Source organism: Nonomuraea sp. ZG12, assembly GCF_052068115.1.
GTDB lineage: Bacteria > Actinomycetota > Actinomycetes > Streptosporangiales > Streptosporangiaceae > Nonomuraea.
On the sequence record NZ_JBQHCW010000003.1, the window covers coordinates 456427 to 475040 of the forward strand.

Here is an 18614-nt window from a genome sequence, read left to right on the forward strand (position 1 = left end):
AGCTCGGAAACCGATGGCGGGCCTGGCGTGGGCGATCAGGAGGTTCCGGCGCGCGGGCTAAAATCGCAGCACCCCGCAGACCAGAAACGAGTGATCCGCCGTGTCCCATATCGCGATGGTCGGCATCCCCGCCATCAGCCACATCCTGCCCAGCCTGGAGATCATCCGGGAGCTCGTGGCGCGCGGCCACCGGGTGACGTACGCCAACGACCCGCTGGTGGCGGACGTGATCACGGCCACCGGCGCCGAGCTGGTCCCGTACACCTCCACGCTGCCCGTCACCGACCACGACTGGCCGGACGACCCGATCGCCGCGATGAGCGTCTTCCTCGACGACAACATCCAGCGGTACGCAGCGCTGCGAGCCGTCTACGACGACGACCCCGCCGACCTCTACCTGTACGACATCGGCGGGTACGCGGGCCGCGCCCTGGCCGAGTCGCAGGGCAGGCCCGTGGTGCAGCTCTCACCGTCGATGGTGGCCTGGAAGGGCTACGAGGACGAGGTCGCCGCGCAGTTGTGGGAGCTGCCGGGCGCCTCGGCGTACCGGGCGAGGTTCGCCGAGTGGCTCGTCCAGGCCGGGGCGACGACCACGGACATGGAGAGCTTCTCCGGTCATCCCCCGCGCTGCCTGGCCACGATCCCCCGAGCCATGCAGCCGCACGCCGACCAGGTGGATCCGGACGTGGTGACGTTCGTCGGCCCGTGCTTCGGCCCCCGGACCGACCAGGGCGGCTGGACCCGCCCGGCCGACGCGGCGAACGTGCTGCTGATCTCGCTCGGCTCGGCCTACACCCGGCAGCCGGAGTTTTACCGCAACTGCCTGGCCGCCTTCGGCGAGCTGCCCGGCTGGCATGTGGTGCTGCAGATCGGCAAGCACACCTCGGTGGAGGAGTTGGGCGGCGTCCCGGCCAACGTCGAGGTGCACTCCTGGGTGCCGCAGCTCGCGATCCTGGAGCAGGCGGACGCGTTCGTGACGCACGCGGGGATGGGCGGCAGCAGCGAGGGCCTGTCCACCGGCGTTCCGATGATCGCCGTGCCGCAGGGCGTCGACCAGTTCATGAACGCGGACCGGCTGGTCGAGCTGGGGGTAGCCCGTCGTATCGACACCGCCGACGCGACCCCGGAGGCGCTGCGGTCAGCCCTGCTGGAGCTCACCGCCGACCCCGAGGTTGCCCGCCGCTCGGCGCGACTGCGCGCCGAGGCACGGGCCGAAGGCGGCACCACCCGCGCCGCCGACCTTCTGGAGGCCGTGATCGCTGACTGAGCCCGGTTCACCGGGGTCGGTACGTGTCGGCGAGGTGGTCATGGAGGTCGGCGTGTCGGAATTGGTAATGCGGGCCGACCGCACGTAGCAGTCCCAGCCGGTGCGCGTCGTCCAGGAACGGCATCAGCTTGCGGGGAAGGTGCCCGGCCCATGCCAGCCGGTAGGTGGCTATCAGGTACGCGAGCCACGCATGGTGACGGCCGAATGCGAACCCGGCCACGAGCCCGCTCACGACCCAGGCCAGGAGCCCGAACACGAGCCCTTCCTCGGGCGGGCCCGTGAGCCCGATCGCGACCCCGTATGCGAGCCCAGGCCCGAGCCCCAACACAGGGACTCGCAAAAGATGTAGGGCACGGTCGGCACGCCAGCTCGTCACCGGTGTCATCGGTCGCTCCGCTCTGGCCGGAACTTCGACCCGCTTCGTGAGCCCGGCTATGAGCCCGATTGCGAGCCCGACCGGGACCACGACCGTGACCACGGCCAGGAGCTCGTTCGGTAACACCGTCGAAAGCTCGGCCGCGACTACGATCATGACCACGACCACGAGCCAGACCGCGAACATCCGGACTAGTACGGTCCCTCGGCCACGCAGGCGAAGGTCGGCGAACGCCGGTTCCTCCGTAGACCATTTCCTCGACGAGAACACGCTCAAGAGCCCGGTCAAGAGCCCGGCCGCAAGCCCGACCGGGAGCCCGATCTCAAGCCCGAGCGCGAACCCGTATGCGAGCCTGACCGCGAACCCACCCTCGACGAGCACAACCGAGAGCACGACGAACGCGAGGACGGCCACAAGCCCGACCACAAGCACGGCCACAAACCCGGCCACGAGCACGAACACCAAGCGAGTGGCGACGGTGAAACTGCGGGTCATGTGGGCCAGGCGCCACCAGGCGAAGTCGCGGGTGGGCTCGCTTTCGACGGCTGGGTGGGACATGGCGTGGGCGAGGTAGGCCAGCCACCGCCGGACTTGGTCGGGGTGGTGGCCGCGGCGGGGCCGGAACAGGTCGGCGGGGTCGTCGCTGGGCCGGCGGGCCGCGATGAGTGCGGGAATCAGCTGGTCGAGCAGGTGAGCGCGCAGGGCCGCTGGGCCGGGGAAGCGGTCCCGGTCCATGAGCGGAGCGGGGTCGGCGCGGGAGGTGATGTAGACGGTGCGCAGCAGCCACAGGCCCAGGGGCGTGGCGGCGGTCTCAGCCATCGCGGCCGTCGGCCTCACCCGCCGGCTTGAAGCGGCGCGCAGGTCGGCCAGGATCTGCCGCCATGCCGGTCCCGGCTGCGGGGGCAGGCAGCGTTCGAGGTAGGTGGCGGCGGCGGCACCCGTAAGAGGCTGAGGTTCGATGACCAGGGCGGAGGTGAGCACGTCGCCGGCGTCGGCGGTGGCGGTGGCGTATTCGGTGGTGCGGCTGGCCATGATGAGCTGGCCGTCGCCGAGGGAGCGGTTGAGTGCGGTGATGACGGCAGCCTGGGCAGGCGGGGGCATTTCGTCCAAGCCGTCCAGGACCGGCAGGATGTGGCCTCGTGCGGCGAGGGTCACCGGCATGCCGGGGCCCAGGCTCGGCGCGCGTAGCGCGGGGTAGTCCTGAGCGAGCCGGACGGCCAGCCAGTCGCGCAGATCGGGATGAACGTCGGTGTCCCAGTCGGCCACCGACATCAGGACGGGTACCGGCTCGTCGGGGTGCTGGTCACGGGTGGCCAGCAGGTCGCGTAGCAGCTGCACGGCCAGGGTGGTCTTGCCGGTGCCGGGTCCGCCGAGCACCACCAGGCGGCGGCGCCGCATGGCCCGGAACTGCGCCGTCAGGCCCGCGATGTCGCTGCTCGAAACGCTCAACCGTCCCGAGGCGGGGGTGAGGTTGGCCGGGTGGTCGATCACCTTCTTGTCGCGGGTCGTACGCCAGCGCACCGGCATCGGGTCAGGGTCGTCCAGCGAACGCAGGTTCGCCTCCACACGCCATTGCTCGGCCACGAGGCCCGCGAGAATGTCCTTGGCCTGTGCCACATCCGCCGACGTGACGGCCCTTGCGGAAACTGCCCGGCGCCGCCACAGCAGCAACGGCACCAGCAGCGTCGGGAAGAGCAGCGGAATGCCCACGACCTGGGCGATGTTCGCCGCAGTCTGCAGGCCCCCTTTGCTGAACAGCGCGATCCCCACCAGAGCCAGCACCGCGGCCAGCCCGGCGATCCCAGCCCACCAGCCCAGCACGTACCGCCAAGAAGCGCCGTTCCTCGCCATGTATCCATCTTCGCGATCATCCTGCGCCCAGAAGGCGGTATGAACATTGTCGCCGGAATGTGATACCCGCGCTCGCCCGTGAAAGTTTCATCCCATAGCCCAGACACCTGTCCAGGCCCGCGCCCACGACCGCCGGCGACGTGGCACGGGCTCATTGACGGCACACCTCAGGGACCGGAGGATCCTGGGAGCGCTCCCAACCCCCCGAGGACCCCCATGACCGGACGCCTGGCCGCAGCAGCGGCCCTTCTCCTGATGATCGCCCTGACCCCCGCCCCGGCCCACGCGGACGAGGGCCCGGAGCAGATCGTGAACGGCACCTTCGACACCGGAACCGCCCCCTGGTGGAGCACCGGCAACCTGACGCTCGAAGTGGACGACGGCCGCCTGTGCGCCGACATCCCCGGCGGCACGATCAACCCGTGGGACGCCATCATCGGCCAGAACGACCTGCCCCTGGTCGAGGGCGAGACCTACGGCTACGCGTTCTCCGCCTCGGCCACCCCGGCCAAGGTCGGCAGGGCCCTCATCCAGCTCCCCGTCGATCCGTACACGCAGTACCTGTCGGCCAGTCCCGAGCTGAGCGTGTCGGGCAACGCCTACTCCTACACCTTCACCTCCCCCGTCACCCTGCCCAACGCCCAGGTCGCCTTCCAGCTGGGCGGCAGCGCCGAGCCCTGGCGGTTCTGCATGGACGACGTGTCGCTCAAGGGCGGCGCGGAGCCCGAGGAGTACGAGCCCGACACCGGCCCGCGCGTGCGCGTCAACATGGTCGGCTACCTCCCCACCGGCCCCAAGAACGCGACGGTGGTCACCGACGAGACCGCCGTACTGGAGTGGCAGCTCAAGAACGCGAGCGGCACGACCGTCGCCAAGGGGAAGACCGAGCCGGCAGGCGTGGACGCCAGCTCCGGGCAGAACGTCCAGACGATCGACTTCGGCTCCTACCGCGAACCGGGCACCGGTTACACCCTCGTGGCCGACGGCGAGACCAGCCGCCCGTTCGACATCGCCGCCGACCTGTACGACGAGCTGCGGGTGGACGCGCTGAAGTTCTACTACACCCAGCGCAGCGGCATCGAGATCCAGGACGCGCTCAGACCTGGTTACGCCAGGCCCGCCGGCCACCTGGGCGCGCCGCCCAACCAGGGCGACACGAGCGTCCCCTGCCAGCCCGGCGTCTGCGACTACACGTTGGACGTCCGTGGCGGCTGGTACGACGCGGGCGATCACGGCAAGTACGTGGTCAACGGCGGCATCTCGGTCCACCAGCTGATGGCGCTGTACGAGCGCGACCGGGCCGCCTTCGCCGATGGCGCGCTGGGCATCCCGGAGAGCGACAACGGCGTGCCCGACGTGCTGGACGAGGCCCGCTGGGAGCAGGAGTTCCTGCTGAGCATGCAGGTCCCGGAGGGCGAGGCGCTCGCCGGCATGGCCCACCACAAGATCCACGACGCCGCCTGGACCGGGCTGCCGCTGCTGCCGCACCTGGACCCACAGCCCCGCGAGCTGCACCCGCCGTCCACCGCCGCCACCCTGAACCTGGCCGCAACCGCCGCCCAGGCCGCCCGGCTGTACGCGCCGTACGACGCCGGCTTCGCCGCCACGAACCTCCAGGCCGCGCGCCGCGCCTGGGCAGCCGCGAAGGCGAACCCCGCCCGCTACGCCGACCCCAACGACGGCGTGGGCGGCGGCGCCTACTCCGACGGCGACGTCACCGACGAGTTCTACTGGGCCGCGGCCGAGCTGTTCCTCACCACGGGCGAGCAAGAATTCGAGGACTACGTGCTCGCCTCGCCGCACCACACCGGCGACATCTGGCGCCAGCGCGGCTTCGACTGGGGCAACACCGCCCAGCTCGGCCGCCTGGACCTGGCGACCGTGCCCAACGCCCTGCCGGATCGCGATCGCGTGCGCGCGTCGGTGGCCGAGGGCGCCGACAAGTATCTCGCCGTCCTTCAGGCGCACCCGTACGGGATCCCGTATGACCCGCCGGACTACGACTGGGGCTCCAACAACCTGGTCCTGAACAACATGGTCGTCCTGGCCACCGCGTACGACACGACCGGCGAGGAGAAGTACCGCGCGGCCGTACGGGAGGGCATGGACTACATCCTCGGCCGCAACGCGCTCAACCAGTCCTACGTCACCGGCTACGGCGAGGTCGCCAGCCAGAACCAGCACAGCCGGTGGTACGCCCGCCAGCTCAACCCCGAGCTGCCCCACCCGCCGCGCGGCACCCTGTCCGGCGGCCCCAACTCGGCCATCCAGGACCCGATCGCGCAGCGGCTGCTGCAGGGCTGCGAGCCGCAGTTCTGCTACATCGACCACATCGAGTCCTGGGCCACCAACGAGCTGACGATCAACTGGAACTCGCCGCTGGCCTGGATCTCGTCCTTCCTGGCCGACCGGGGCGGGCACGGGTCCTGCGAGGTCCGTTACACCGCGCACGGCTCGTGGCCGCAGGGCTACACCGGCCAGGTCTCGATCAAGAACACCGGAAAGAAGGCGATCGACGGCTGGAGCCTGCGCTGGGCCTTCCCCAACACCCAGCGGATCCGCGACGCCTGGGGCGCGAAGGTCTCCCAGTCGGGCCCGGTGGTGAAGGCCGAGAACCTGAGCTGGAACCGTACGATCAAGCCGGGCCGTACGGTGACGTTCGGCTTCACCGGCGCGGGCGCGCCGGGGACGGCCCCCGAGGTCTTCCACCTGAACGGAGGCCGCTGCGGCTGACACCTGACCGGAGCGCCCGCCCTTCAGGGGGCGGGCGCTCCGGCTGTCGCCCGACGTCTAACCGAGCGGATCGCGGGCCTTACTGGGCAGCAGGGCCGACTGCACCACGGCGGGAACGTCGGCGAAGAAGCGGACCACGCCGACCTCGGCGGTCCGGCCCATCGGGCGCACGATCGTGATCGGCTCCGACAGCTGCACCACCACGTTCACCTGCGACGACACCGCCACGGTCAGCCGGTCGTCCGCCACGCTGATCAGCCCCGACTCGTTGTAGCTGCGCACCACCCGCACGGAGGAGATCAGCTCACGCGGGATGCGTACGTCCAGGAACGCGCCGTACCGGACGCGCAGCTCCCCGGCGGTCACGACGTGCGGCCGGGTGACGCACGCGGCCACGACCGCGAGCCCGATGAGCACCCCGTACACGTCCAGCACCAGCACCAGCACGCGCAGCCAGCCGACGACGTCCATCGCCTGCAGCAGCAGATCCACCGCCACCGTCTCGACGGCCATCATCGCCAGCATGATCACCATCGTCGTGGACTGCGCCCGCGAGTAGGTCACCTCGGTCGCGCCCGGCGGCACGCCGTCGCGGCGGCGCAGCACCCACAGGCCGACGCTCCGTATGCCCTTCACATCGAAGGCGGCGATCCTGCGCACCACCTCGGGCACCCTGGCGAGCCTCACATCTTCTCCTTCAGTACGGCCACCATCAGCCTGAACACCTCGGCCTGGGCGGGCGACAGCTCCTCGTTCATGGCCGCCATCCACGGCGCCCCGTCCTCGGGCAGGTTGCCGAGCACCCCCTTGACCAACTCCTCGGGAAGGTGAGCGGCCAGGTCCGCGGCGACCTCGGCGACCCTGGGGTCCGCCGGATCGGCGTCGGTGAGCTCGTCCAGCCGCTCGTACAGCTCGTGCCCGCGCGCCACCGCCTCGGGCTCGGCCAGCGGCCGCAGCAGGTCGACCACCCGATCGCGCTCGCTCGCCTCGGCGGCGGTGCCCATCAGGGTGAGCATCTGCCTGTCCATCTCGGCGAACCTCGACCCTCCGCCGGTCAGATCGCGCAGCACCGCGGCCATGTCAGCAGAAACCGCCGCGTCCGCGCTCAGATCCGGCTCGGCCAGCAGCCCCGCCAGCCTGGCCCGGCGCGCGCCGATCTCCTCCTGCTGCCGCGCCAGGTCGGCGTCCAGCTCGACCAGCACCTCACGCAGGTCCTTGCCCCGGTCGTCGGCCAGCACGTCACGGATCTCGTCCAGTGACAGCCCCAGCTCGGCCAGCCGCCGCACCCGCGCGAGCAGCACGGCATCGCGCAGCCGATACTCGCGATAGCCGTTGGCCAGCCGCGCAGGCTCGGGCAGCAGCCTCAGGTGGTGGTAGTGCCGCACGGTCCGGGTCGACACCCCGGCCAGCGCGGCGAGCTCGCCGATCCGCATGCCCCCATTAGAAACGTTGCCGCTACGTCAAGGTCAACCTGCCGAGCTTCACCAGCGGGACCAGGGTGCGGACGAGCCGGGACGGAGAAAAGAGTCGAGCGGAGCGTGTCCTGGCCGAGGTCCGAGCCGGGGCTCTGCGCGGCGGTGGCGGACGGGGGCTTGAGTCTCACGTTGCTTGAGAGCCCATAGTGGCGGTGTGGACGACAACGAGATGGACCGACTCGTCCCGATGCCTGATGAGCGCGAGCGATCACCGTACCCTTTCGCCCGCCCGCGTCAGGAATGAAGCGAGGAGATCCGCGAAGCGTCCGGCAGTCCCTTCTTCTCTGGCATTGAGAAACATCTGCCCTTTCACATGGAGGTACAGGTGCGATTAAGTTCGCGATCAAGGCTGACGCTGTTCATCGCCGCGGCGATGATGGCCACCGTGGCGGCGGGCGCGCCGACACCGGCCGGACCTCGGATCGGCGCACCGGAACCGGCCGTGGCCGAAGCTCCGGTCTGGGGCGAGTGCCCGCCGGCGGAACCCGGTGTCTCGCGCCATCCACGCCAGCGGTGCGGGACTCTGCGGGTGCCGCTGGACTACCGCGCCCCACGCGGGCGGAGCATCGAGATCGCGATCTCCCGGATCGGCACAGCGCAACCCGGGTCACGCCGCGGGATCCTGCTGTCCAACCCGGGCGGCCCGGGTAGAAGCGGCCTTGACATGCCCAGCCGGCTGGCGGCCAGACTGCCGGCCGAGGTCCTGGAGCGGTACGACCTGATCGGCTTCGATCCGCGAGGGGTCGGCCACAGCACCCCCGTCACCTGTGGGCTCGACCCCACGCGGCTGACCACGCTGCTGATGCCCTACCCGGCCCCGGACGGCGGCATCGAACGCAACCTCACCTTCGCACGGGACACCGCGGCCGCATGTGCCGAGCACTCCGGCGATCTGCTCCCGTTCATCACCACGGCCAACACGGCCCGGGACATGGACCGCATCCGAGCCGCGCTCGGTGAGCCGAAACTGTCCTACTTCGGCATCTCCTACGGCACCTACCTGGGAGCCGTCTACATCTCGCTGTTCCCGAAGCGCGGCGATCGGATCGTGCTGGACAGCGCCGTCGATCCGGGCCTGGTGTGGCGGGACCTGTGGCGGACCTGGAACGAGGCGGTCGCGACGCGGCTGCCCGACTTCCTCCGCTTCGCCGCCGAGCGGGACTCCCTCTACCACCTCGGCGCGACACCGGAGGAGGTGGGGCGCACATACGACCGGCTGACCGCGGCCCTGGACGAGCGGCCCCTGCCGAACCCGGACGGCCCGGAGGTCGACGGCAACATGCTGCGCGAGGTCACTCGGGGGTTTCTCTACCACGACGATGCCTTTCCGATCCTGGCCGAAGCCTGGCAGGGGCTGGCGGACGTCCTGTCCGAACCCGCCGCGGAAACCATCGACACCATGGACACCGACATCCTCGCGCGACTGAACCGGCTGCTGTCCGCCGGTGGCGCCGTGGCGGCGGAGGTACCGGCGGACAACGTCTTCGCCGCTCTCTACGCGGTGGTCTGCGATGACGTCGCCTGGCCACGCGACGTGGCGTTGCACGCCCGGCAGGTCGCCGCCGACCAGCGGGCGTGGCCCGCGACGGCCGGCATGCCATCGAACCTCTGGCCATGCGTAGCCTGGCCCACCCTGCCTGTGGAACCGCCGGTGACGGTCACGGGCCACGGACCGCGCAACGTACTGATTCTGCAGAACACCCGCGATCCGGCCACTCCCCTGGTGAGCGCACGCGGCCTGCGCGCCGCACTCGGCCGGCGGGCCACCATGATCACGGTCGACCAGGGTGGCCACGGCGTCGTGGGGCTGGGCAGCTGCGCCGACGAGGCGATGCACACCTTCCTGGCCACCGGCGCACTGCCCGGACGGGACCGCTTCTGCCCGGCCCCGTCACCATCCGATACCACCGCTCGCTCCCCTGTCCTGCCCTCCATCATGTCCGCGGGACCGCTGTAGAGCTGCAGTCCGAGGCCGGTCACCGGCCCGTCAGGCGCAGGGCCAGCTGGGTGCGGTCGCGCAGGCCCAGCTTGCGCAGCATGCTGGAGACGTGGTTCTTCACCGTCCCTTCGGTGATGAACAGCCGGGCGGCGATCTCCCGGTTGGCGGCGCCGGCGGCCACCATCCGCGCCACTTCGAGCTCCCGGGCCGACAGAAGCTCCTGGCCGGGGAATGCGCCGTCCACCGGCTCCCGGCGGAGGTTGGCGACCAGCCGGGCGGCGACCGGATTGCTCAGCACGGTCTCGCCGCGGCTCGCCTGCCGGATGGCCGCGACCAGTTCGTCGGGTGAGCAGTCCTTGAGCAGGTAGCCGACGGCGCCGCCGCGCAGCGCGCCGAAGATGTAGTCGTCCTCGTCGAAGGTGCTGAGCACGATCGCCGCCACCGAAGGATGCTCGACCGTGAGGCGGGTGATCAGCTCCACGCCGTCCATCCGGGGCATCCGGGCGTCCACGAGGGCCACGTCGGGACGGGTCTCGCCCACCACCGCCAGCGCGACCACCCCGTCGGCGGCCTCGCCCACGACCTCGATGCCCTCCTCGATCTCCAGCAGCTTGCGCAGGCCCTGCCGCATCAGCTCCTGATCGTCGACCAGCAGCACCCGGACCGCGTTCACGACGGCAGCTCCGCGCGCAGCTCGAAGCCCCTGGCCGCGTTTCCGCTGGTGAGATCGCCGCCGAGCGCCTTGACCCGCTCGGTCAGCGAGCTCAGCCCGAACCCGTGGGCATGATCATCGTCACGGCCCTTGCCGTCGTCGGCGACCACGAGCACGACCTTCCCCTTCTCGAACGCCAGCGTGCCGCGTACGGACTCGCCTTCGGCGTGCCGGAGGGCGTTGGTGAGCCCCTCCTGCAGCACACGGTAGAGCACCAGTTCGGCGTCGGGCTCCAGCGAACGTTCGGTCCCCGTCACGTCGAAGCTGACCCGGACGCCGGTGCCGGTGAAGGAGTCCGCCAGCCGCTGGAGCGCGGCACTGCCCAGGTGACCGTTGAGGGCGAGCGGGCGCAGCGCGCGCACCCATCGGCGAGCGTCGGCCAGCGCCGCGATCGTGAGCTCCTTGGCCTGGTGCACTTCCTCCCAGGCGGCGACGGGCCGGCTGTCACGGAAGCGCTCGGCGTTCTCCAGCCCCACCTTGATCACGGTCAGGTGGTGGCCGATCGAGTCGTGCATCTCCGCCGCCATCCTGGCGCGCTCCTCGGCGACGGTCAGCTCCCGCACCCGTTCGGCGAGGAGCCGGGCCCGCAGCACCGCCGATGCCATCCCCATGGAGAAAGCGGCCAGCACCGCGATCGCCGCCGTCTCGACCAGCGCCTCGACGATCGTCCTGCCGTAGACCACGGGCAGGACCACGACGATGATCGCACCGAACACGGCGAGGATGGCGGCGGCGACCCGCACGCCGTACACGAAGGCGAGGTTGGTCATGCCGATGAGCAGCAGGGGCATGTGCGTGCCGGCCGCCCCGGTGAGCCCCAGCGCCAACGCGCCCGCCAGGAACGCGGGGGCCACCAGGCGACGACCACGGCCGGGCCGCCACGGCATCACCGGCCAGAACCCGCACAGCAGCGCGACGTCAGCGAGGAACAGGACCCGGTGCCACGCATCGCTGGGCGCCGCCAGGTTGATCATGACCGTGGCGCCGAGCACGAGCCAGAACACCGCACTGAGGAGAACCGGACGATCGGGATCACGTAACCACGCCATACGACAAACCTACGACCCCGCCGAACGCCTGAGATCCCACCCGAGTCACCATGACCCCGGTCATGGTCGTCTCTATCTCCGGCCCGATGCGCGACGGACCCGCGCGTTCATAGCGTGCCTGGCATGAGAACCCTCTGGGCCGTCCTCCTGGTCATCGTCGTCATGTTCGCGCAGATCTTCATCGGCTCCAGCCCCGCCTTACTGCTCCTCGACCAGGCGAATCCGCTGCGGGAGCCGCTCGGCGCGATCGGCGTCACGCTCACCGCGCTCCTGCTCATCCATCTCGTCCGCCGATTCCTCGACCGGCGGCCGTGGTCGGCCCTGGGCTGGCGAAACCCGTCCCATGTCCTGCTCGGCGTGCTCGCGGGCGCTGTGCCCCCGCTCGCCGCGAGCGGGCTCTCCCTCGCCGTAGGCGCGTCCACCTGGGTGTCAGTCGACGCCTCCGCCTATGTCTGGCTGCCGCTGGCCGCCGTCGTCATCCTGCTCGGCCAGGCGTTCCCGGAGGAACTGCTCTGGCGCGGCCACCTCGTGGACACCCTGTCGGTACGACTGTCGCCACGGGCAGTCGTGATCATCAGCTCGGCCGGATTCGGCGTCCTGCACATCTTCTCCCAGAGCCCGGCGAGCACCCTTATGGAAAAGCTGCTCTACGTGGTCATGGCCGTGGCACTCGGCTTCGCGTGCACAGCGGCACGGGTACGCGGCGGCGGGCTCTGGATGGCGGTCGGCGTGCACTGGGGCTTCCACCTGGGCCTGCGCGTGCTGCCCCTCCAGCCGGTGCACTACGGCGTCACGCTCGTGCTGCTGACCATCACCCTCACGCTGGCAGGAGCCCTGCTGCTCAGGGGCCAGAGCGAGCGGACGGCGACCTCACACAGCCCGGCCCCGACCCGGTAGCGGCGGTCACCTTCGTCGCACCGGGGCGGATTCCCCGCACCGGTGCCGGGTGGCCGGCCTGCGGTAACGGTTGAGGAACCGTGACACCGCCCGCACGCCGGAAGAGATGCAACAGGGGCATGACAGCCAGGCAGCCGCGCCTACCGGCCCGGCAGGTCCTTGCGGCGGCGACCGCGACCAGGGCACGTCGCATGGCCGAAACCGCGCAAGCGGCGGCTCCTCCGCCTGCTCCACCCCGACGAAATCAGGAAAGTAGCCCGTGTTGATACGACCACGAAATTCTGATCGCATCTGGGCGCCCAACGCTTGATCGACAGGCCGGCGATGCGGCGTCGCGCCCGGACACCTGACGGCTGTGACACGTCTCAGCCCTGCTTCACCAGCGTGACCAGGGTGTAGACGGGGTCGGGGCGCGGCCGGTCCTGGCCGGGCAGGTCGCCCAGTCGGCTGCCGAGCTCGGCCAGAGCAGCGGCGTCCATCCGGCGGCCCCATGAGCTCTCCGGGACCAGCTCACGCCATCCGCGAGGACTGCGGCCCTGCCCGAGCCCGGCGAACGTCGTACGACCCGCCATCCTGAGCCCCAGCCCCGAACCAACCTCCAGCACCCGGTCGAGCGCGTCGCTCGGCGGCGGGGTGTGGGCGTCACGCGCCGGGCCGACCAGCGCGGCGACGTCGTCGCCGGTGCGATAGGCGGCGGCGCTCTTGTCGACGGTGGTCAGGAGCGCCCCGCCCGGCCGCAGCGCCCGTGCCGCCTGTGCGAGCACGGCGGCGGAGCCGGCCAGGTCCAGCAGGTGGAGCAACCAGATGATGGTGACCGCGTCCGCCGACCCGTCCGCGAGAGGCAGCCGGGCCGCGTCGCCGCGCACCACCCCGCCCGGCAGCCGGGACGCCGCCACCTCCGCCATCCCGGCCGACCGGTCGACGCCGGCCACCCGCCGCCCCGGCCGCCGCAGCCGGGCGGTGACGATCCCCGTACCGCAGGCCACGTCCACGACGACCCGCGCCCCCTCGGGCAGCAGCCTCTCCACCGCCTCCGCCGCCGCCTCGGCGCGGGCGTCCCCGCCTCGCGTCGCGTCGTAGCGTGCGGCCTCGCGGTCGTAGTCGAGCAAGGTCAACCGCCTTCAACTGAGCCGGGGTATACGGGCGCATATGACGGTATATGTCGGCTAGGTGCCGAGCGAGGGGCCAAGGCGCCCGGGCCAGTGATCGCTGAGGGGGTCTAGCCTCGCGGGGAGTCCTTGACCCATACGACCCCGTCGATCCCGGCCAGGTGCGCCGGGTCCAGCGAGGCGTAGCCGAACCAGGGGGACACGCGGGGGGCCGGCAGTGCGTCGACCAGGTCGGTGGCCAGCCGGTGGGCGTCGACGAGGTAACGGTCCTCGGGGAGCGCGTACAGGAGCCCTTCGAGAGTGTCCGGGGGCGGGGTGTCCACACCCTGGTGCCGGATCGTGCCGAGTGCCATGGCCAGGAAGGCGTACTCCTCGCCCAGGTGGGCGTGCACGATCGCGCCGGCGCTCCACCACTCCAGCGACAGGCCGCCCATCCGCATCGTGCTCTTCGCCCGCTGGAGATGGCTGTTGTGGGCGAAGACCAGCGCCGGGCCCCGTTCGGCGACGGCGAGGAGGTTGCGGGCCATCATCGAATCCCGCACGCCCAGCAGTCGCGTCAACCGGCTCGGTGACGGGTCGGCCATCCAGAAGTGGTAGCGCAGCAGGCCGGTGGCGGTGCGCCCGTACAGGCTCGCCCGGTCGAAGTCCTCCCGCGAGGACGCCGCGATCAGGTGCGGCGTCTGCGCGTCGAGCAACGCCACCAGGTCGTCGGCGAGCAGCCGCAGCTCCCTGGCCTCGGCCGACTGCCCCACGGACGCGGACGGGTCCATCATCGTGGCAGGGTCGGTCCACCGGTCGTCGGCGCCGAGCAGCCGGTCGAGCGTTTCGGCGGTGCAGGGCAGCAGGTCCGCGTCGCCCCAGGTGGCGAGGTAGTCATGGAGTGCGGTGAGGACCTGCCGGGGGCTCTCGGGGCCGCTGATCTCCAGGGGGCCGTCGAACCCGGCGAAGCGCAGCTGATCGGACGCGGGGCGGCCGTCGTTGTAGGCGCGCATCCAGCGGACGAGCTCGCGGTTGGCCTCGGACGCGCCGAACCCATGACTGAAGCCGCGTTCCATGGCCTCGTCGAGGGTGCCCGTGCCCGAGGTGACGTAGTCGTCCACGACCAGGCCCGCCATGCAGTCGCTCTCGATCGCGATCGCCCGGTAGCCCTCCTGCTCGACGAGCTGCCGGAAGAGCTCGTTCCGAACGTCGAGCAGGGTGTCCTCGCCGTGGGTGGGCTCGCCCAGCGCGAGCAGCCTGGGCCGGGCCGGGAGGAGCCTCATGATGGTGGCCACCTCAATGGCATGAATGATGTCCTTGATGCCAGTTGTCATACCTTAAAGAATATCGTTCAATAGATCGGTTGAACCTTTTCCGACATTTCACCAGTTCGACAGAGCAAAACCTTAAAAGAGGGCGGTATGGCGCGGCACCAGCCAGGGTGGTCTTGCCGAATCGGCGGCGGATGAACTTCGGGTTGTGTGCCATCGCGATCCCTCCCTGTCAGGCCCGGCGTCGTATCGCCAGGTAGGCGATGCAGGTCAGGACGAGTGCGAGAGTCAGATAGGCGGCGGTTTCGGTCCCTTGCATGGGCCAGAACGGCAGGTCGAGTCCCCCGCGCAGTGCCCGGCCGGCGAGTTGGCTCGCACCGACCAGCAGCAGCGACAGTGGCATGGCGATGCGGGTGTGCCGGGTCACCGCACCGAGTGCGACGCCGAGTGTCAGCGCGAACAGCACCCTGCCGTACGGCACCAGGCCGTGGCTTTCGTAGTACGGCCAGGCCATCGGGTCCGCCTCGGCTTGCGGTAGCGCCCAGGTCAGCAGCGCGGCAAGGACCGCGGTCGCGGCAAGGGCGCCGGCGGCAGCGGTGGCGAGGGTGACGGCAAGCCACCGGCCTCGGGACAGGCTCTGGGTCCAGGCGAGCTTGTAGGTGCCGGTCTCGAATTCGCGGGCGATCAGCGGTGCGCCCCAGATCAGGCAGACCGCCCCGGCCAGGAAACCCGCCAGCTGGAACGTGAGTCCGCTCAGCTCCGGCTCCAGACGCTCCACCACAATGGTGGCCCCGTACAGCAGGAGAAGAACGGCGATGGCGGTGGCCTGGGCGCGTTGCCCGCGCCAGGCCACCCAGACCAGCCCCGTCACCGGGCCGCCTCGGGATTGCGCAAGAAGTCCAGCACGAGGTCCTCCAGATCGGCGGTGGGGTGGGTGCTCAGCAGGTCGGTGAAGCTGCCGCACAGCCGGACCCGGCCGGCGCCGAGCAGGATCAGGTGATCGCATGCCTCGGCCAGATCGGCCAGGATGTGCGAGGACAGCAGCACGGTGGCCTCCAGGGCGCGCAGCACGCTCATCACCTGAACCCGGGCCAGCGGATCCAGGTCGGCCAGCGGCTCGTCCAGCACCACCAGATCGGCGCGCTTGCCGATGGCCAGGGCGAGCGCGACCAGTGTGCGCTGGCCGCCGGACAACCGGTCCACCCGTTCGCGCAGGCCGATGTCGTGCGCGCGCAGCAGGGACTCGGCGGGTTCGCGGTCCCAGCGGGGGTTGGTGGCCGCGCCGAAGCGCAGCAGGTCGGCCACGCTCCAGCGCCGATACAGCGGCTTGTCCTGGGCGACGAACGCGACCGCGGCCGCTTCCAGCGGCCGGCCGAGAACACGCACCCCGCCCGTGGTGGGCGCCAGCAGCCCGGTCACCAGGTTCAGTAGCGTGGACTTGCCCGCCCCGTTCGGCCCGACCAGGGCGGCCCTGGCCCCTGAGGGCAGCTCGATGGTGGCCTCGCGCAGCGCCCACCGGTGCCCGTAGCGCTTGCCCAGCTCGCTGGTCTCCAACGCGTTCACGCTTCCCCCGTCCCGCCGGTCAGCTCGCGCATGCGACGCAGCAGCGCCGCCCGGCGACCGTGAGCGCGCACGGCCAGCACCAACGCCGCCGCGACGAACAGGCCCCCGATCACCAGCGCGAGGCCCAGGCCCGTCCCGCGCTGGACAGCGACGACGGCAACGACCGCGGTGGTGACCGTCGAGGCCACCAGGGCGATCCAGGCGGCGCTCACCTGCTCGGTGGCGAACAGCGGCACCCTGCGCGTCAGCAGCCACCCCCCGTAGCCGGCCCAGGCCAGGCAGAAAACGGTGAACAGCGCGAACGCCAGGTACGTGCGGCCAGGCAGCGGACCCGGCTCGGACCACCACAGCGCGGTCGTGAACACCGTGCCGGCCAGTCCGGCGAGCAGCGCCGCCACCGCCCTGATCCGCGTCCTCAGCGACAGCGCCGGCGCCAGCCGCTCGATCATGTCCCGCGCCGACAGGCGCGGCTCCTCCTCGGTCATGGCCGGTGTCCCTTTCCGTCAAGGTGTTCACGCAGCAGCCGACGGGCGCGATCGAGCCGGGACTTCACCGTGCCGACGGGGACCTGGCAGATCCGCGCGCAGTCCTCCACCGACAGGTCCTCCAGGTGGAACAGGACGAGAATCTCCCGCTCCTGCGCGTACTCGCTGCGCAGGCGGTCGGTCACCGATCGCCGGGCGATCGTGAACAGCCAGGGCACGAACCGGCCGGGTTCCCGCAGCCGGGACAGGCCGCGGACCACGGCCGGCCAGATCTCCTGGGTCACGTCGTCGGCCCGTTCGGCATCCAGCATGCGGCGCACGTATGTCCATATCGGCACGCGCCACCGGGCCACCAGCTCGGCCAGGGCCGCGCGCTCACCCAACTGCGCGCGCACCACCAGCAGCTCATCGATCATCTCGCCCTCCCGTCACCTGAACAGTCGGGCGAGAAGCCGATCAGGTTCACGATTCACGACATCATCGTGCGGAACCGACGACGATCACCGCAGGTCGGGATCGAGGTGCCGGTAGATCATGGCTCGGCTGACGCCGACCACCGTCATCAACCGCACATGGCCGTGTCGAAGGCGTCGAGCAGTCGCTCGCGCTGCCGTTCCGTGGCGGCTGACCCGGTGACGTAGACGGTCGCCGCCCGCCCGGCCCGAGTCCGCCCGGACAACACCGACACACCAGGCACATCGCCGCCGTGCATCCAGACCTCCCCGCAGCTCAGCCGAGCCTGCGCGGCCCCCAGCCCGTAGCGCGCCTTGGCCGGCCAGCCCGGCGCGCCGACCCGTACGGCATCCGCCGTCATCGCCCGCAGCGTCTTGGCCGGCACACCTCGCCAGAACCGGTTCAGATCGTCCGGCGTGGACACCAGCCCGCCACTGGCCCCGAACTCGTACCCCGGCAGCCGGGTGAGATCGACGACCCCGCCCTCCGGATCCGCCGGACTCACCCCGTACGTGTGCGCGTGCTCGCCGCGAATCCCCATCTCTCCCCTGCGCGGCCAGTACGTGTCCCGCATCCGCAACGGCTTGATCACCAGTTCCCGGGAGACCTGCCTGAAGTCCTCCCCGGTCACCGCATGGATGATCTTGCCCAGCACCAGGTAGTTGGTGTTGGAATAGGCGAACTGCCCCACGGGCGTCGGCTTGAGCCCGAGCGCGACCTTGAGATAGTCCTGCGGCAACTTCGACCAGTCGACCGCCTCGCTGAAGTCCGGCAGCCCACTGGTGTGCCGCAGCAGATCCCGTACCGTGATCTTCCGCCCGTCGATCGCCGCCCCCGCGCCCTGCCCCCGCAGGACCTCGGGCAGATACCGCTCGACAGGCGCCCCCAGCTTGATCTCGCCCCGCTCGACCAGCCGCATCACCGTCACGGCGATCACCGGCTTGCTCAAGCTCCCCACCCGGAAGCTCGCATCCGCCCCGACCATCGGCAGCCCGGTCCCCCGCTCAGCGGTGCCGGACACCACCGTCACGCCGTCGCTGGTACGCGCCAGGGCCCCCGCCACGCCACCTTCCCCGGTAAGCCGATCCAGCCGCTCCTCCAACCCGGGGTCGGTAGCGGCGAGCGCCGGGGTCAGGGGAGCGAGCGCCAGCGCGCCGACGACAACGGCGGCCACCAACCGGTGAGCAGTCCTGCGAGCCATGAGAAGTCCTTAGGAATCGGAAAGTGTCTCCCACGACTCTCCCGTCCGGCCCGCAGAAACACAGTCACGCCAGCACCGCTCCCACCCGGGGGGTGTCCCTACCTGCCGTCAGGGCATGCCCCCTGGCTCAACGCGGATCAGGCGCCCGGCGTAACCCCAGTTGCGCCCGCCGCAGGGTAGACCGCAGGCCACGGCGTCGGCTATGACGGAGGCGAATACAGCATCACATTCACGATCTGTGACTATATATTTAC

At 70.8% G+C, this 18614-nt stretch carries 16 protein-coding genes; 4 read left to right on the top strand and 12 right to left on the bottom strand.

All coding sequences use genetic code 11. From position 1 onward, the window contains the following. The first annotated feature begins 115 nt into the window (after nt 1-115). Entirely contained in the window at nt 116-1267 is a 1152-nt protein-coding gene (locus ACTMTF_RS13980) for a macrolide family glycosyltransferase (protein ID WP_441111034.1), read from the top strand. A gap of 7 nt (nt 1268-1274) precedes the next feature. Here ACTMTF_RS13980 and ACTMTF_RS13985 read toward each other — a convergent pair whose 3' ends face one another. After that, nucleotides 1275-3494 (bottom strand): NACHT domain-containing protein, encoded by a 2220-nt coding sequence (locus ACTMTF_RS13985; RefSeq protein WP_441110973.1) that lies wholly within the window; start codon nt 3492-3494, stop codon nt 1275-1277. A 216-nt stretch (nt 3495-3710) separates the two neighbouring features. Here ACTMTF_RS13985 and ACTMTF_RS13990 point away from each other — a divergent pair, with 216 nt between their 5' ends. Continuing rightward, the gene (locus tag ACTMTF_RS13990; RefSeq protein ID WP_441110974.1) at nt 3711-6227 is read left to right on the top strand and encodes a glycoside hydrolase family 9 protein; all 2517 of its coding nucleotides are present in this window, start codon (nt 3711-3713) and stop codon (nt 6225-6227) included. Nucleotides 6228-6284: 57 nt separating this feature from the next. Here ACTMTF_RS13990 and ACTMTF_RS13995 read toward each other — a convergent pair whose 3' ends face one another. Further along, on the bottom strand, nt 6285-6914 hold the full coding sequence (locus ACTMTF_RS13995) for a hypothetical protein (RefSeq protein WP_441110975.1): 630 nt from the start codon (nt 6912-6914) through the stop codon (nt 6285-6287). Beyond that, entirely contained in the window at nt 6911-7660 is a 750-nt protein-coding gene (locus ACTMTF_RS14000; protein WP_441110976.1) for a MerR family transcriptional regulator, read from the bottom strand. The genes ACTMTF_RS13995 and ACTMTF_RS14000 overlap by 4 nt, the downstream gene beginning before the upstream one ends. Nucleotides 7661-8027: 367 nt before the next feature. Between ACTMTF_RS14000 and ACTMTF_RS14005 the strand changes: the two genes are divergently transcribed. Next, nucleotides 8028-9659, top strand: a complete 1632-nt coding sequence (locus tag ACTMTF_RS14005; RefSeq protein ID WP_441110977.1) for an alpha/beta hydrolase — start codon at nt 8028-8030, stop codon at nt 9657-9659. Nucleotides 9660-9678: 19 nt separating this feature from the next. Here ACTMTF_RS14005 and ACTMTF_RS14010 read toward each other — a convergent pair whose 3' ends face one another. Together ACTMTF_RS14010 and ACTMTF_RS14015 are read right to left on the bottom strand one after the other, a co-directional pair. Next, on the bottom strand, nt 9679-10314 hold the full coding sequence (locus tag ACTMTF_RS14010) for a response regulator (protein WP_441110978.1): 636 nt from the start codon (nt 10312-10314) through the stop codon (nt 9679-9681). After that, nucleotides 10311-11402, bottom strand: a complete 1092-nt coding sequence (locus tag ACTMTF_RS14015; RefSeq protein ID WP_441110979.1) for a sensor histidine kinase — start codon at nt 11400-11402, stop codon at nt 10311-10313. Before ACTMTF_RS14015 ends, ACTMTF_RS14010 begins: the two co-directional genes overlap by 4 nt. A gap of 123 nt (nt 11403-11525) precedes the next feature. Here ACTMTF_RS14015 and ACTMTF_RS14020 point away from each other — a divergent pair, with 123 nt between their 5' ends. Continuing rightward, the gene (locus tag ACTMTF_RS14020) at nt 11526-12299 is read left to right on the top strand and encodes a lysostaphin resistance A-like protein (protein ID WP_441110980.1); all 774 of its coding nucleotides are present in this window, start codon (nt 11526-11528) and stop codon (nt 12297-12299) included. A 365-nt stretch (nt 12300-12664) separates the two neighbouring features. On the opposite strand, the gene ACTMTF_RS14025 is transcribed toward ACTMTF_RS14020, so the two are convergent. The 7 genes from ACTMTF_RS14025 to ACTMTF_RS14055 all read right to left on the bottom strand — a co-directional run bounded on the left by ACTMTF_RS14025 (nt 12665) and on the right by ACTMTF_RS14055 (nt 18360). After that, entirely contained in the window at nt 12665-13408 is a 744-nt protein-coding gene (locus ACTMTF_RS14025; RefSeq protein WP_441110981.1) for a class I SAM-dependent methyltransferase, read from the bottom strand. A gap of 110 nt (nt 13409-13518) precedes the next feature. After that, nucleotides 13519-14721, bottom strand: a complete 1203-nt coding sequence (locus ACTMTF_RS14030; protein ID WP_441110982.1) for an erythromycin esterase family protein — start codon at nt 14719-14721, stop codon at nt 13519-13521. A gap of 169 nt (nt 14722-14890) precedes the next feature. Next, entirely contained in the window at nt 14891-15529 is a 639-nt protein-coding gene (locus ACTMTF_RS14035; RefSeq protein ID WP_441110983.1) for an ABC transporter permease subunit, read from the bottom strand. Continuing rightward, nucleotides 15526-16221 (bottom strand): ABC transporter ATP-binding protein, encoded by a 696-nt coding sequence (locus tag ACTMTF_RS14040; RefSeq protein WP_441110984.1) that lies wholly within the window; start codon nt 16219-16221, stop codon nt 15526-15528. Before ACTMTF_RS14040 ends, ACTMTF_RS14035 begins: the two co-directional genes overlap by 4 nt. Continuing rightward, a complete protein-coding gene (locus tag ACTMTF_RS14045) occupies nt 16218-16706 on the bottom strand; it encodes a hypothetical protein (RefSeq protein ID WP_441110985.1) in 489 nt (162 codons plus the stop codon). Before ACTMTF_RS14045 ends, ACTMTF_RS14040 begins: the two co-directional genes overlap by 4 nt. Then, nucleotides 16703-17122 carry an RNA polymerase sigma factor gene (locus ACTMTF_RS14050; protein ID WP_441110986.1) on the bottom strand — a complete coding sequence of 140 codons (420 nt, stop codon included), beginning with the start codon at nt 17120-17122 and terminating at the stop codon, nt 16703-16705. The genes ACTMTF_RS14045 and ACTMTF_RS14050 overlap by 4 nt, the downstream gene beginning before the upstream one ends. A gap of 146 nt (nt 17123-17268) precedes the next feature. Further along, nucleotides 17269-18360 (bottom strand): serine hydrolase domain-containing protein, encoded by a 1092-nt coding sequence (locus tag ACTMTF_RS14055; protein WP_441110987.1) that lies wholly within the window; start codon nt 18358-18360, stop codon nt 17269-17271. Between the last annotated feature and the right edge of the window lie 254 nt (nt 18361-18614).